The organism is Streptomyces griseoruber, assembly GCF_001514205.1.
GTDB classification, from domain to species: domain Bacteria; phylum Actinomycetota; class Actinomycetes; order Streptomycetales; family Streptomycetaceae; genus Streptomyces; species Streptomyces griseoruber.
Genome location: NZ_KQ948789.1, coordinates 1 through 12,232, shown reverse-complemented (window position 1 = coordinate 12,232; position 12,232 = coordinate 1). Strand labels below are relative to the sequence as shown.

The 12,232-nt window shown below is 65.4% G+C and carries 10 protein-coding genes; 9 read left to right on the top strand and 1 reads right to left on the bottom strand.

The window, feature by feature from the left end:
• Positions 1-20 precede the first annotated feature (20 nt).
• Both AQJ64_RS42000 and AQJ64_RS41995 read left to right on the top strand, forming a co-directional pair.
• The gene (locus tag AQJ64_RS42000; protein ID WP_055635754.1) at positions 21-632 is read left to right on the top strand and encodes a GNAT family N-acetyltransferase; all 612 of its coding nucleotides are present in this window, start codon (positions 21-23) and stop codon (positions 630-632) included.
• Positions 633-869: 237 nt separating this feature from the next.
• Positions 870-2,852, top strand: coding sequence for an ATP-dependent DNA helicase (locus AQJ64_RS41995; RefSeq protein WP_055635753.1), 1,983 nt, complete (start codon positions 870-872; stop codon positions 2,850-2,852).
• Between the two features lie 82 nt (positions 2,853-2,934).
• Here the strand turns inward: AQJ64_RS41995 and lexA are convergent, their stop codons facing one another.
• On the bottom strand, positions 2,935-3,714 hold the full coding sequence (gene lexA / locus AQJ64_RS41990; protein ID WP_055635752.1) for a transcriptional repressor LexA: 780 nt from the start codon (positions 3,712-3,714) through the stop codon (positions 2,935-2,937).
• A 584-nt stretch (positions 3,715-4,298) separates the two neighbouring features.
• Here lexA and nrdR point away from each other — a divergent pair.
• The 7 genes from nrdR to AQJ64_RS47305 all read left to right on the top strand — a co-directional run bounded on the left by nrdR (position 4,299) and on the right by AQJ64_RS47305 (position 11,668).
• The gene (gene nrdR, locus AQJ64_RS41985) at positions 4,299-4,868 is read left to right on the top strand and encodes a transcriptional regulator NrdR (protein ID WP_055635751.1); all 570 of its coding nucleotides are present in this window, start codon (positions 4,299-4,301) and stop codon (positions 4,866-4,868) included.
• Positions 4,869-5,032: 164 nt separating this feature from the next.
• Positions 5,033-7,936, top strand: coding sequence for a vitamin B12-dependent ribonucleotide reductase (locus AQJ64_RS41980; RefSeq protein ID WP_055635750.1), 2,904 nt, complete (start codon positions 5,033-5,035; stop codon positions 7,934-7,936).
• A gap of 211 nt (positions 7,937-8,147) precedes the next feature.
• Positions 8,148-8,921: a DUF1883 domain-containing protein gene (locus tag AQJ64_RS41975; protein ID WP_055635749.1), complete on the top strand. Its 774-nt coding sequence runs from the start codon at positions 8,148-8,150 to the stop codon at positions 8,919-8,921.
• A 198-nt stretch (positions 8,922-9,119) separates the two neighbouring features.
• The gene (locus AQJ64_RS49435; RefSeq protein WP_157881011.1) at positions 9,120-10,052 is read left to right on the top strand and encodes a hypothetical protein; all 933 of its coding nucleotides are present in this window, start codon (positions 9,120-9,122) and stop codon (positions 10,050-10,052) included.
• Positions 10,053-10,219: 167 nt separating this feature from the next.
• Entirely contained in the window at positions 10,220-11,173 is a 954-nt protein-coding gene (locus AQJ64_RS47310; protein ID WP_338059999.1) for a tyrosine-type recombinase/integrase, read from the top strand.
• Positions 11,080-11,346, top strand: coding sequence for a tyrosine-type recombinase/integrase (locus AQJ64_RS52140; RefSeq protein WP_338059997.1), 267 nt, complete (start codon positions 11,080-11,082; stop codon positions 11,344-11,346). Before AQJ64_RS47310 ends, AQJ64_RS52140 begins: the two co-directional genes overlap by 94 nt.
• Complete coding sequence (locus AQJ64_RS47305) at positions 11,339-11,668, top strand: helix-turn-helix domain-containing protein (protein WP_079062271.1); 330 nt, start codon at positions 11,339-11,341, stop codon at positions 11,666-11,668. Before AQJ64_RS52140 ends, AQJ64_RS47305 begins: the two co-directional genes overlap by 8 nt.
• The last annotated feature ends 564 nt before the right edge of the window (positions 11,669-12,232 follow it).

Below are 12,232 nucleotides of genomic sequence, written 5' to 3'. Positions count from 1 at the left end.
CTGCTGAGAGGAGCCCCGCCGTGCCCCCCATCGGTCCCCGCGCCGTCGCCGGCACCGCACCCACGGCTCTGCTCGACCGCCCGGGCGACTGGGGGCCCACCCCCACACCCGCGGGCGTCTTCCACCTCGTCCCCGTACAGGTCGACCGGGACCTGCCCCGTATCGGCCGGTGGATGAACGAGCCCGCGGTCGCCGCCTTCTGGGAGCTGGCGGGACCCCGGACCGTGACCGAACGCCACCTTCGCCGCCAACTCACCGGCGGCCACAGCGTTCCGTGCCTCGGTCTGCTGGAGGGCACGCCCATGAGCTACTGGGAGATCTACCGGGCCGACCTCGACCCGCTGGCCCGCCATTACCCGGCCCGACCTCACGACACCGGTGTCCATCTCCTCATCGGAGGCCGGGACGCCCGCGGGCGAGGGCTCGGCGGACTGCTGCTGAGAGCCGTCGCCGACCTCGTACTCGACAGCAGGCCCGCCTGCTCACGTGTCGTCGCTGAACCCGATCTTCGCAACACCCCCTCCATCGCCGCCTTCCTTCGCGCCGGTTTCCGCTTCTGCGCCGAGGTCGACCTGCCCGCGAAACGGGCCGGCCTCATGGTCAGGGACAGGCACTTCCGAGAGGTTCTGTAACTGTCCGTAATCGTCCCGTCACCCATGCAACGCCTCGGGATTCCAGCCGGTTCCCGCCCGTCCCGAGAATCCCCGAGAATTTCTTCTCTCCCCGCCGATGTCCCCCAGGCCCTTCACCGGCCCCGAATCCGAGAAGCCCCGCGCCTTGAACCCCTCACCGATTCCCTCACCGTCGTCCCCGCCGACCACCTGCGCGATCCCGCGTTTGTCAGTGCCGAGCCGTAGGGTGGTCGCGCTATGACGAAGCCCTCACTCCCCGAACTCCTCCATGCCGCCGTCGCCGCTGTCGGCGGTACGGAGCGCCCCGGCCAGGTGACCATGGCCGAAGCCGTCGCGGAGGCGATCGACGACGGATCCCACCTGCTGGTCCAGGCCGGCACCGGCACCGGCAAGTCGCTGGGCTACCTGGTGCCCGCGCTGGCGCACGGGGAGCGGGTCGTGGTCGCGACCGCCACCCTGGCCCTGCAGCGCCAGCTGGTGGAGCGTGACCTGCCGCGCACCGTCGACGCCCTGCACCCGTTGCTGCGCAGGCGCCCCGAGTTCGCGATGCTGAAGGGCCGCTCCAACTACCTGTGCCTGCACCGGCTGCACGAGGGCGTCCCGCAGGACGAGGAGGAGGGCCTCTTCGACCAGTTCGAGGCGGCCGCGCCCAGCAGCAAGCTGGGCCAGGACCTGCTGCGGCTGCGGGACTGGTCGGACGAGACCGAGTCCGGCGACCGCGACGACCTCACCCCGGGCGTGTCCGACCGGGCCTGGGCCCAGGTGTCGGTGTCCTCGCGGGAATGCCTCGGCGCGACCAAGTGCGCGTACGGGGCGGAGTGCTTCGCGGAGATGGCCCGCGAGCGCGCCAAGCTGGCCGAGGTCGTCGTCACCAACCACGCGCTGCTGGCCATCGACGCCATCGAAGGCGCCCCGGTCCTCCCGCAGCACGAGGTGCTGATCGTCGACGAGGCGCACGAACTGGTGTCGAGGGTCACCGGCGTCGCCACCGGCGAGCTCACCCCGGGCCAGGTCAACCGGGCCGTGCGGCGGGCCGCGAAGCTGGTGAACGAGAAGGCGGCCGACCAGCTCCAGACCGCCGCCGAGGGCTTCGAGCGCCTGATGGAGCTGGCGCTGCCGGGCCGCCTGGAGGAGATCCCGGAGGACCTCAACTACGCCCTCATGGCCTTGCGTGACGCGGCGCGCACCGTCATCTCCGCCATCGGAGCCACCCGTGACAAGTCCGTCCAGGACGAGGACGCGGTCCGCAAGCAGGCGCTCGCCTCCGTGGAGAGCGTGCACGACGTGGCGGAGCGGATCGTGGGCGGCTCCGAGTACGACGTCGTCTGGTACGAACGGCACGACCGCTTCGGCGCCTCCCTGCGCGTCGCCCCCATGTCCGTGTCGGGCCTGCTGCGGGAGAAGCTCTTCGCCGACCGCTCCGTGACCCTGGCCTCGGCGACCCTGAAACTCGGCGGGGACTTCAACGGCGTGGGCGCCTCCCTGGGGCTCGCCCCGGAGGGCACCGAGGGAGACGACCTTCCCCCGTGGAAGGGAATCGACGTGGGGTCGCCCTTCGACTACCGCAAGCAGGGCATCCTGTACGTCGCCAAGCACCTGTCGCGTCCCGCGCGGGACGGCGACCGCGCGGACATGCTGGACGAGCTGACCGAACTGATCCAGGCGGCCGGCGGGCGTACCCTCGGCCTCTTCTCCTCCATGCGCGCCGCACAGCTCGCGGCCGAGGAGCTGCGCGGCCGGATCCCGGAGTTCCCGATCCTGCTCCAGGGCGAGGAGACCCTGGGCGAGCTGATCAAGAACTTCTCGGCGGATCCGAAGACATGTCTCTTCGGGACGCTGTCGCTCTGGCAGGGCGTCGACGTGCCGGGGGCCAGCTGTCAGCTGGTGGTCATGGACAAGATCCCGTTCCCGCGTCCGGACGACCCGCTGATGAGCGCCCGCCAGAAGGCGGTGGAGGACGCCGGGGGCAACGGCTTCATGGCCGTGGCCGCCACGCACGCGGCGCTGCTGATGGCCCAGGGCGCCGGCCGTCTGGTCCGCGCGTCGGGCGACCGGGGCGTGGTCGCCGTACTGGACCAGCGACTGGCGACGGCCCGCTACGGGAGCTACCTCAAGGCCTCCCTGCCGGACTTCTGGTACACCACGGACCGCAACCAGGTGCGGAAGTCGCTCGCGGCGATCGACGCGACGGCGCGGCAGACCGAGACCGACCGGACGTAGGGGCACAGCACAGGGCCCCGGAACCGGCGCAGGGATCCCGGGGCCCAGTCAAGGGGCGGAGAGGTGAGGCCGCCCGCCGTGCTCAGACGCGGCGGAGGACAGCCACCACCTTGCCGAGGATGGTCGCGTCGTCGCCGGGGATCGGCTCGTACGCCGCGTTGTGCGGGAGCAGCCACACATGGCCGTCCTCGCGCTTGAAGCGCTTCACGGTGGCCTCGCCGTCGAGCATGGCCGCCACGATGTCGCCGTTCTCGGCTACGGGCTGACGCCGGACGGTGACCCAGTCGCCGTCGCAGATCGCGGCTTCGATCATGGAGTCGCCGACGACCTTCAGCACGAACAGCTCACCGTCGCCGACGAGCTGCCGCGGGAGCGGGAACACGTCCTCGACGGACTCCTCGGCGAGGATCGGGCCACCGGCGGCGATCCGGCCCACCAAGGGGACGTACGACGCTGCGGGCTTGCCGGCGGTGTCCGTGGGCTGCACGGAGACGGCCTGGTCGGAACCGCGGACCTCGTACGCGCGCGGGCGGTGCGGGTCGCGGCGCAGGAAGCCCTTGCGCTCCAGCGCCATCAGCTGGTGCGCCACCGAGGACGTGCTGGACAGGCCGACGGCCTGGCCGATCTCCCGCATGGACGGCGGGTAGCCGCGCCGCTGCACGGAGTCCCGGATGACCTCGATCACCCGGCGCTGCCGGTCGGTCAGGCCCGAGCTGTCCGCCCGGATGCCTGGAGGTCGGCCCGGCAGGGAGCGCTTGTGCCCCTCCGGGTTCACGGCTTCGTTCATCGCATGCACCGGCTCGAGTCGGCCCTGGGAGCGGTCCTGGGCGGTGATGGTGGCGCTGTCTGCGGTGGTGGTCACGTCGTCGGCCCCTCTCGATTGTCTCCCTGCTGCACAACGGTAGTTGCTTTCGAAAGGTTGCGCCAAACACACGTTCGAGTGAAAAAGCGTGGATAGCCTGACTTGATCATGTGTCTGGGTGTATAGCCAACGCGAAGACCGGCGGACGGAAGAGCCCGTTGTTGTACTCTTCACCGCCGGGGCGCCCCCTGTGCGGTGTCGCCCCAGTCTGCCATCAGGTTTCCGGCGGCCGTTGCGCCGCTCCCGCTCGTGCGCGAGAGTCCCACGGGTCCTCCCTGCGGCGCCCACGATATCGCCGTATGTGCCGCGCGGACATGGTTGTACACGCGCGCGTGGGGGCCGGTTTCGGGTGCTCGCCGTGACGGCGGGAACGCGCGGGGTGAGGGCTTCGACTGCGACACGCGATACGGCCTGGATGAATGGGCCAAGCCCCATATCTAGTGCTTGGATGTCATCAGCAGCCCACAAGTTGTGGTGCCCTTGGTCTTCGCATCCACTTGGATCGCCTATGCTTGGGGCTGCTTCGAGGGGCCCATGAGGCCCCGCGAGGCTATTGAGTCTGCTGTGAGGAGGGTTGGGACTTCATGCACTGCCCCTTCTGCAGGCACCCCGACAGCCGTGTCGTCGACAGCCGTACGACGGACGACGGCACGTCCATCCGCAGGCGCCGCCAGTGTCCTGACTGCTCCCGTCGCTTCACGACCGTGGAGACGTGCTCGCTCATGGTGGTGAAGCGGTCCGGAGTCACCGAGCCGTTCAGCCGCACCAAGGTCATCAACGGCGTGCGCAAGGCATGTCAGGGACGGCCCGTCACCGAGGACGCGCTCGCCCAGCTCGGCCAGCGGGTCGAGGAGGCGGTGCGGGCCACCGGAAGCGCCGAGCTGACCACCCACGACGTGGGGCTGGCCATACTCGGCCCGTTGCAGGAACTCGACCTCGTCGCCTACCTGCGGTTCGCCTCCGTCTACCGGGCCTTCGACTCGCTCGAGGACTTCGAGGCCGCGATCGCGGAACTCAGGGACCAGACGGGACGCCCCGCCGCGGACGACGACGACCGCGAAGGCGACCCGGACGCTGTCATGGGGGGCCGGGAGGACGACAGCGGGCGCGGCGGGACCACGCGGGTCCCCGAGCCCGCCCACGCCGCCGACTGACCCGGCGGACCGGAACCGGGCGGAGACCCCGGATCCGGTCGGGCGGCGGCGGACCAAGACTTGCTGCGGACCAGGTGCATCGACGTCCGCAGCACCAGACACCACACCGTGCCACGGGAACATCGTGGCATTTCAGGGCGTTTTTGCCTGTACAGGGAGGCGGCATGACAGAGACGGCGAGCGGTCCGGCACGAGGGTCCCGCGCGAAGGGCGCGAAGACCACCAAGGGCCTGCGTATCGAGCGCATCCACACCACCCCCGGCGTGCACCCGTACGACGAGGTGGTCTGGGAGCGTCGTGACGTCGTCATGACCAACTGGCGCGACGGCTCGGTCAATTTCGAGCAGCGTGGCGTCGAGTTCCCCGACTTCTGGTCGTTGAACGCGGTCAACATCGTCACCAGCAAGTACTTCCGCGGTGCCGTCGGCACCCCCCAGCGCGAGGTCAGCCTCAAGCAGCTGATCGACCGCATCGTGAAGACGTACTCGAAGGCCGGCGAGGACCACAGGTACTTCGCCTCGGCCGCCGACGTCGAGATCTTCGAGCACGAGCTGGCCTACGCCCTGCTGCACCAGATCTTCAGCTTCAACAGCCCCGTCTGGTTCAACGTCGGCACCCCGCAGCCCCAGCAGGTCTCCGCCTGCTTCATCCTGGCCGTCGACGACTCCATGGAGTCGATCCTCGACTGGTACAAGGAAGAGGGCATGATCTTCAAGGGCGGCTCCGGTGCCGGCCTGAACCTCTCCCGCATCCGCTCCTCCAAGGAGCTGCTGTCCTCTGGTGGCAACGCCTCCGGACCGGTCTCCTTCATGCGCGGCGCCGACGCCTCCGCCGGCACCATCAAGTCCGGTGGCGCCACCCGCCGCGCCGCCAAGATGGTCGTCCTCGACGTGGACCACCCGGACATCGAGGACTTCATCGAGACCAAGGTCAAGGAAGAGGAGAAGATCCGCGTCCTGCGCGACGCGGGCTTCGACATGGACCTGGGCGGCGACGACATCACGTCCGTCCAGTACCAGAACGCCAACAACTCGGTCCGGGTGAACGACGAGTTCATGCAGGCCGTCGAGCAGGGCGGCAAGTTCGGCCTGCGCGCCCGGATGACCGGCGAGGTCATCGAGGAGGTCGACGCCAAGGCGCTCTTCCGCAGGATCGCCGAGGCCGCCTGGGCCTGTGCCGACCCCGGCATCCAGTACGACGGTGTCATCAACAACTGGCACACCTGCCCCGAGTCCGGCCGGATCACCGCGTCGAACCCGTGCAGCGAGTACATGCACCTGGACAACACGTCCTGCAACCTCGCCTCGCTGAACCTGATGAAGTTCCTCAAGGACGACGGCCAGGGCACCCAGTCCTTCGAGGCCGAGCGTTTCCAGAAGGTCGTCGAGCTCGTCATCACCGCGATGGACATCTCCATCTGCTTCGCCGACTTCCCGACCCAGAAGATCGGCGAGAACACGCGCGCGTTCCGCCAGCTCGGCATCGGTTACGCCAACCTCGGCGCCCTGCTGATGGCCACCGGCCACGCCTACGACTCCGACGGCGGCCGCGCCCTCGCCGGTGCCATCACCTCCCTGATGACCGGCACGGCCTACCGCCGCTCCGCCGAACTGGCCTCGGTCGTCGGCCCGTACGACGGCTACGCCCGCAACGCCGACGCCCACAACCGCGTCATGAAGCAGCACGCCGACGCCAACGGCACGGCCGTCCGCATGGACGACCTGGACACCCCCGTCTGGGCCGCCGCCACGGAGGCCTGGCAGGACGTCCTGCGTCTCGGCGAGAAGAACGGCTTCCGCAACTCCCAGGCGTCCGTGCTCGCCCCGACCGGCACCATCGGCCTCGCGATGTCCTGCGACACCACCGGTGTCGAGCCCGACCTCGCCCTGGTCAAGTTCAAGAAGCTGGTCGGCGGCGGCTCGATGCAGATCGTCAACGGCACCGTCCCGCAGGCCCTGCGCCGCCTGGGCTACCAGGAGGAGCAGATCGAGGCGATCGTCGCCCACATCGCCGAGAACGGCAACGTGATCGACGCCCCCGGTCTCAAGCAGGAGCACTACGAGGTGTTCGACTGCGCCATGGGCGAGCGCGCCATCTCCCCGATGGGCCACGTCCGCATGATGGCCGCGATCCAGCCCTGGATCTCCGGTGCCATCTCCAAGACGGTCAACATGCCGGAGACGGCGACCGTCGAGGAGGTCGAGGAGATCTACTTCGAGGCCTGGAAGCTCGGCGTCAAGGCGCTCGCGATCTACCGTGACAACTGCAAGGTCGGTCAGCCCCTCTCCGCGAAGACGAAGGACACCAAGGAGCAGGAGAAGGCCGAGATCACCGAGAAGGCCGAGGACACGATCCGTACCGCGGTCGAGAAGGTCGTCGAGTACCGTCCGGTCCGCAAGCGTCTCCCCAAGGGCCGTCCCGGCATCACCACCTCCTTCACGGTCGGTGGCGCCGAGGGCTACATGACGGCCAACTCCTACCCGGACGACGGCCTTGGTGAGGTCTTCCTGAAGATGTCCAAGCAGGGTTCGACCCTCGCCGGCATGATGGACGCCTTCTCCATCGCCGTCTCGGTGGGCCTGCAGTACGGCGTGCCGCTCGAGACGTACGTCTCGAAGTTCACCAACATGCGCTTCGAGCCGGCCGGTATGACGGACGACCCGGACGTGCGGATGGCGCAGTCGATCGTCGACTACATCTTCCGCCGCCTGGCGCTCGACTTCCTGCCCTTCGAGACGCGCTCCGCGCTCGGCATCCACTCCGCCGAGGAGCGTCAGCGCCACCTGGAGACCGGTTCCTACGAGCCGGCCGAGGAGGACGTCGACGTCGAGGGTCTGGCCCAGTCGGCCCCGCGCCAGACGGACCTGAAGGCCGTCGCCACCCCGAAGGCCGCCGCCGAGGTGGCCGAGCCCGCCCCGAAGCAGGCCCACACCAGCGCCGAACTGGTGGAGATGCAGCTGGGCATCCAGGCCGACGCCCCGCTCTGCTTCTCCTGCGGTACGAAGATGCAGCGGGCCGGTTCCTGCTACATCTGCGAGGGCTGCGGCTCGACCAGCGGCTGCAGCTGAAACTGGGCGGAATTGCATCGAGTGCAACACTCGGCAAACGCTCACCTGACAAGTAATCCCTGATGAGAGGGGCGTCAGCCTCGCGCTGACGCCCCTCCCGCGTAGCGGCTGGCCTGGGGATACACCCGCCGCTCTAGCGCCCGCAACAATGTTGCATCCAGCGCAACCGCCCCTACAGGTCCCCTGTGAAGGTGATACAGAGGAAAAAATCATGGACTACGTGGTCCACGATCTCGGCCGTCAGCCCAAGGGCGCGACCGCGGTCATCAAATTGTCCGGCAGTGCAGCCAATGTGCGCCTGATGGACTCGAGCAACTATCAGAAGTACAAGGCCGGAAGAAACCCCCGCTTTGCAGGTGGGCTCGCAAAACACTCTCCGGTGCGCCTTGCGATTCCGCGGAGCGGCCACTGGTACGTGACCGTTGACATGCTGGGCCTTAGAGGAAGAGCGAGGTCCTCGGCTTCCGTCGAACCGCCGCCGCTGCCGGTGCTACGCCCGAGCAATGCTGGTTCCCTGACGCAAATCAGACATGAGCCGCCGCCCTACTCCATCGGCCGGGCCGAGTCCGTACGAGATGTCTTCATCTCTCATGCCAGTGAGGACAAAGAGGCAGTGGCCCGCCCGCTCGCGCAGTATCTGCAAGAGGCCGGCATCTCTGTGTGGCTCGACGTCCTCGAATTGAGGATCGGCGACAGCCTCCGCCGCAAGATCGACCAAGGCTTGGCTAACAGTCGATTCGGCATCGTGATTCTCTCCCGCCCCTTCTTCGAAAAGGGGTGGCCCCAGTATGAACTTGACGGCTTGGTGACACGGTACGTGACGGGGCAGCAGAACCTGCTGCCAATCTGGCACAACATCACCAAAGACGAAGTGATGGCACAAAGCCCATCACTGGCTGACAAGTTGGCCAGAAGCACCGCTCAGTACACGGTCGAGGAGATCGCCCGTGAGATTGCTGACGTGGTGGGAGAGAGTGACACCTAAAGCGACGTTGGGTGACCCGATTCTCTCAGTTGAGACTTCCGACGGAAAGCCGCCGGAATGGCGATCGTCTGACTCTTGAGACGAGTCAGACGATCGCCGCAGCTCAGAACGTGACGTCCTGCACCGCATGCAGGCAGGCATGACATCACGTTCTGAGCTGCAACGCAAGTTGGCACGGAATGAAAAGGTGAGCATGCCATGGAACTCAGCGTGAACGGACGAGGACTGACCGACAATCAGGTTGACGCGATGCAAGCCGGCTTGTCCAGGATGGAAGAACCTGACGCCGCCGTCATTGTTACCGACGATTTTGTGGGAACAGTCCGCAGGCTGACTTCTCACGAAAGCTACTCAACGGACCGTGGTGCCAGCATAGTTGCAGCACGGACCCTTTCGCTTGACGGTGGACCCGTAGTCGTCGTGAACAGACCGGAGGTCAGTAACCTCCCTCCAAAAGATGTTGAGCGACTTCTTGCCCATGAGGCTGGCCATATTCAACTCATGGAGCGAGCTGAGGGAGTTGTAGGTCGCCGTGACCTTGTAGGGCCAGACTGGGAGTGGTGGCTCCTATGCCTCGGCGGCTTTGCTCTGGACGAGCTGCGAATCGAACGCCGCCTGGCAGAGCTCGGGTATCTAGTCTCCGGGGCTGGAACAGTCGATCATCTGGCCGACTCGCTCTATCAACTCAACGCCGAAGTCGTAACGACACTTCTGGATCCAGCCAGCTCCGACGTGGAGAAGCTAGCCAGCGCAGTGATGCAATCTCACGACTGGTTCTCCAAGCACCTCGCTTACTTCGCTGCCTTCCGCTCAGACCGAGTTGGGGCCGGGCTCGCAATCCTGCCTGATCAAGCGAAGTTGGAATGGGATGACTATGTTGGCCCGACGTGGGGAGGGCGGGTGGCTTTGTACCAAGAGGCGCCGACGTCTGCGGAGCCCATGCGCGATTCCGAGTTGAACGAACTTCTTCAGGAAACAGGCCGACAGGAACAAGCGCTGCTCAGCAAGATCGGATTCCGTTATGCCTCGGATGGGAACGGATTCTCCTTCCGCAGAGTAGTGAGCGACAGCGTCTGTCACGCGAGGCTGCAACGTGCCGCGGCAGTCGCCAGACTCGACGAGAGCGCTTGAGGTCGCACGGGACCGAAGCCAGAGGTAGAGGAAAACTTTGAGGTGACCTCTTGCTGTTGCCCAGGGCCTCGCCCTGGGCAACAGCGCCCCGCACGACCCCAGCCATGCACGCAGTCCGTGGTTGAGCGTGACCGTAACCAACTCAACGATGTTGCGTTAAACGCATCATGAGCGGTGGGGCGAACCTGCCAGGAGCTGCGCACCTGGTACTTGTCGGCGAGGTAGTGCACCTTGATCCTGAGCCAGCGATCTTTCAAGCGATGCTGGACGGATGGGTGTTGCAGCAGCGGGCACGGTTTCTGAACTATGAAGCCACCATCGTGCCGCGACTGCGACTGGTCAGGAGATTCGTAGAGTTCACGAATCAGTACCCGTGGCAGTGGCAGCCGGCTGAAGCCGAGGCCTTTCTCGACCACCTCAGATCGCGGAAGCCCGATTTTGCCTACTCGACGGCACGCGGGTACCAGAACGCATTGCGGATGTTCTGTGACTACGTCACGGATGCTCGGTACGGCTGGGCTGCCAAGTGTTTGGATTCCTTCGGGCAAGTGCCAGCCCAAATCTTTCACGAGTGGAATGTTGTTACCCACGCCAGCGAGTACGAGGGTAATCCGAGGCGGCGACCTCTAACATATGACGAAATCCAGGCGCTGTTCGATGCGGCCGATGGACGGGTAGAAGAGATCCGAGCGCGTCGCAGAAAAGGTGCGCTGGCTGCAATGCGCGATTCAGCAATTCTGAAGGTCGTATACGCCTTCGGACTGAGGCGCCAGGAAGCTTGCGGCCTAGACTTGTCTGACCTACGTCGTAATCCGAAGATTCCGGACTATGGTCGCAATGGGGCATTGTTCGTCCGCTATGGAAAGGCGTCAAAGGGATCGCCGCCGAAGCGTCGGACTGTACTGACGGTGCCTGAGTTCGACTGGGTAGTTGGTGTCCTCGATCATTATCTAGATGAGGTGCGCCAGCCTTTTCACCGGGGAAGCACCCGGGGTTTTGGATTACAGAAAGGTGTGGGCGCCTATCGTTGCGGCGCCTGGATGAAGCCTTTGAGTCAGTTCGTGCGATTGCCGGAATTTCGGAGGATCTCGATCTGCACAGCCTTCGGCATTCTTATGTGACACACCTACTAGAATTCGACTACCCGGAACGCTTTGTTCAGGATCAAGTGGGGCACGAGTATGCCTCGACGACAGCAATCTATTCGGGCGTTTCGGACGAGTATCGAAATCGCCTGGTGCGGAATTCCTTGAAGGCGCGACATGCAATCCTGTGGGAGTCGGATAGTGAATAAAAAGATGGGGTATCGCTGGAACTTGCGCCAGCTAATGGCTGAACGAGAAATGTTTCAGACCACTGATCTGGTGCCGTTGCTCGCGGAGAGGGGGGTACATCTTTCGCGCGAGCAAGTCTTCCGTTTGGTGACGCAGCCACCTCAAAGGCTCTCTATGGATACTCTAGCGGCACTTTGCGATATCCTCGAATGTGGCGTTGAGCAACTGATCGAAGTGACTGTGATTGATCAGCAGGTGCGAAAAGCCGCGGGGGGTGCGAACGCCGCAGGCAGGGCACCTGTCGTTAGACGGACTACGATTCGACGTCCGGGGGAATCGTGAAAAGAGTCGACGCCTTGACAGCAATCACTGGGGCTCTTGTGTCCTCGCTTCCAGATCTCTGCTATGAGGAGATCCTTCAGATTGTTGATGAGGTTGCGCCGGGGAATACAGTGCTCAAGCTTCAGCGTTACGTCCAGTGTCACCCGAATTTTTTGTCAGACGGTGATGGCACAGCTCCAATTCAGGTGTTTCGTTTGCTGGTCAAACTGGAGGCGTTGAGGGCGAATGATGTAATTGTGCCGCGATGTGCCGATTGCGGTAAGCGAAGGAATCTGACGCGGGTCCGCGACGACGGTTACCGGATCTGTCAAGGATGCTGCCAGCGCCGCGCCGCTGACCTGTGCAGTGCTTGCGGAAGAACACGGCCGATCATAACGAGACGCAATAGAAGAGCCCTGTGCGGTACTTGCTATGCCAAGGATCCATCGCGCTTCGAGAACTGCGGTGCCTGCGGCCGGCTAGGAAGGGTTGCAGCACGACTGCCCGATGGCTCGTCGACATGTGAGCGCTGTTACCGTCGTCCAAAGCGCTTGTGCATTCGCTGCGGTGAGCTTCGGGAGACTA

What these genes read in the sequence shown, in the direction of transcription:
- AQJ64_RS41995 (WP_055635753.1), top strand. Translation starts at nt 870, where the DNA reads ATGACGAAGCCCTCACTCCCCGAACTCCTCCATGCCGCCGTCGCCGCT.
- nrdR (WP_055635751.1), top strand. Translation starts at nt 4,299, where the DNA reads ATGCACTGCCCCTTCTGCAGGCACCCCGACAGCCGTGTCGTCGACAGC.
- AQJ64_RS41980 (WP_055635750.1), top strand. Translation starts at nt 5,033, where the DNA reads ATGACAGAGACGGCGAGCGGTCCGGCACGAGGGTCCCGCGCGAAGGGC.
- AQJ64_RS41975 (WP_055635749.1), top strand. Translation starts at nt 8,148, where the DNA reads ATGGACTACGTGGTCCACGATCTCGGCCGTCAGCCCAAGGGCGCGACC.
- AQJ64_RS49435 (WP_157881011.1), top strand. Translation starts at nt 9,120, where the DNA reads ATGGAACTCAGCGTGAACGGACGAGGACTGACCGACAATCAGGTTGAC.
- AQJ64_RS47310 (WP_338059999.1), top strand. Translation starts at nt 10,220, where the DNA reads ATGAGCGGTGGGGCGAACCTGCCAGGAGCTGCGCACCTGGTACTTGTC.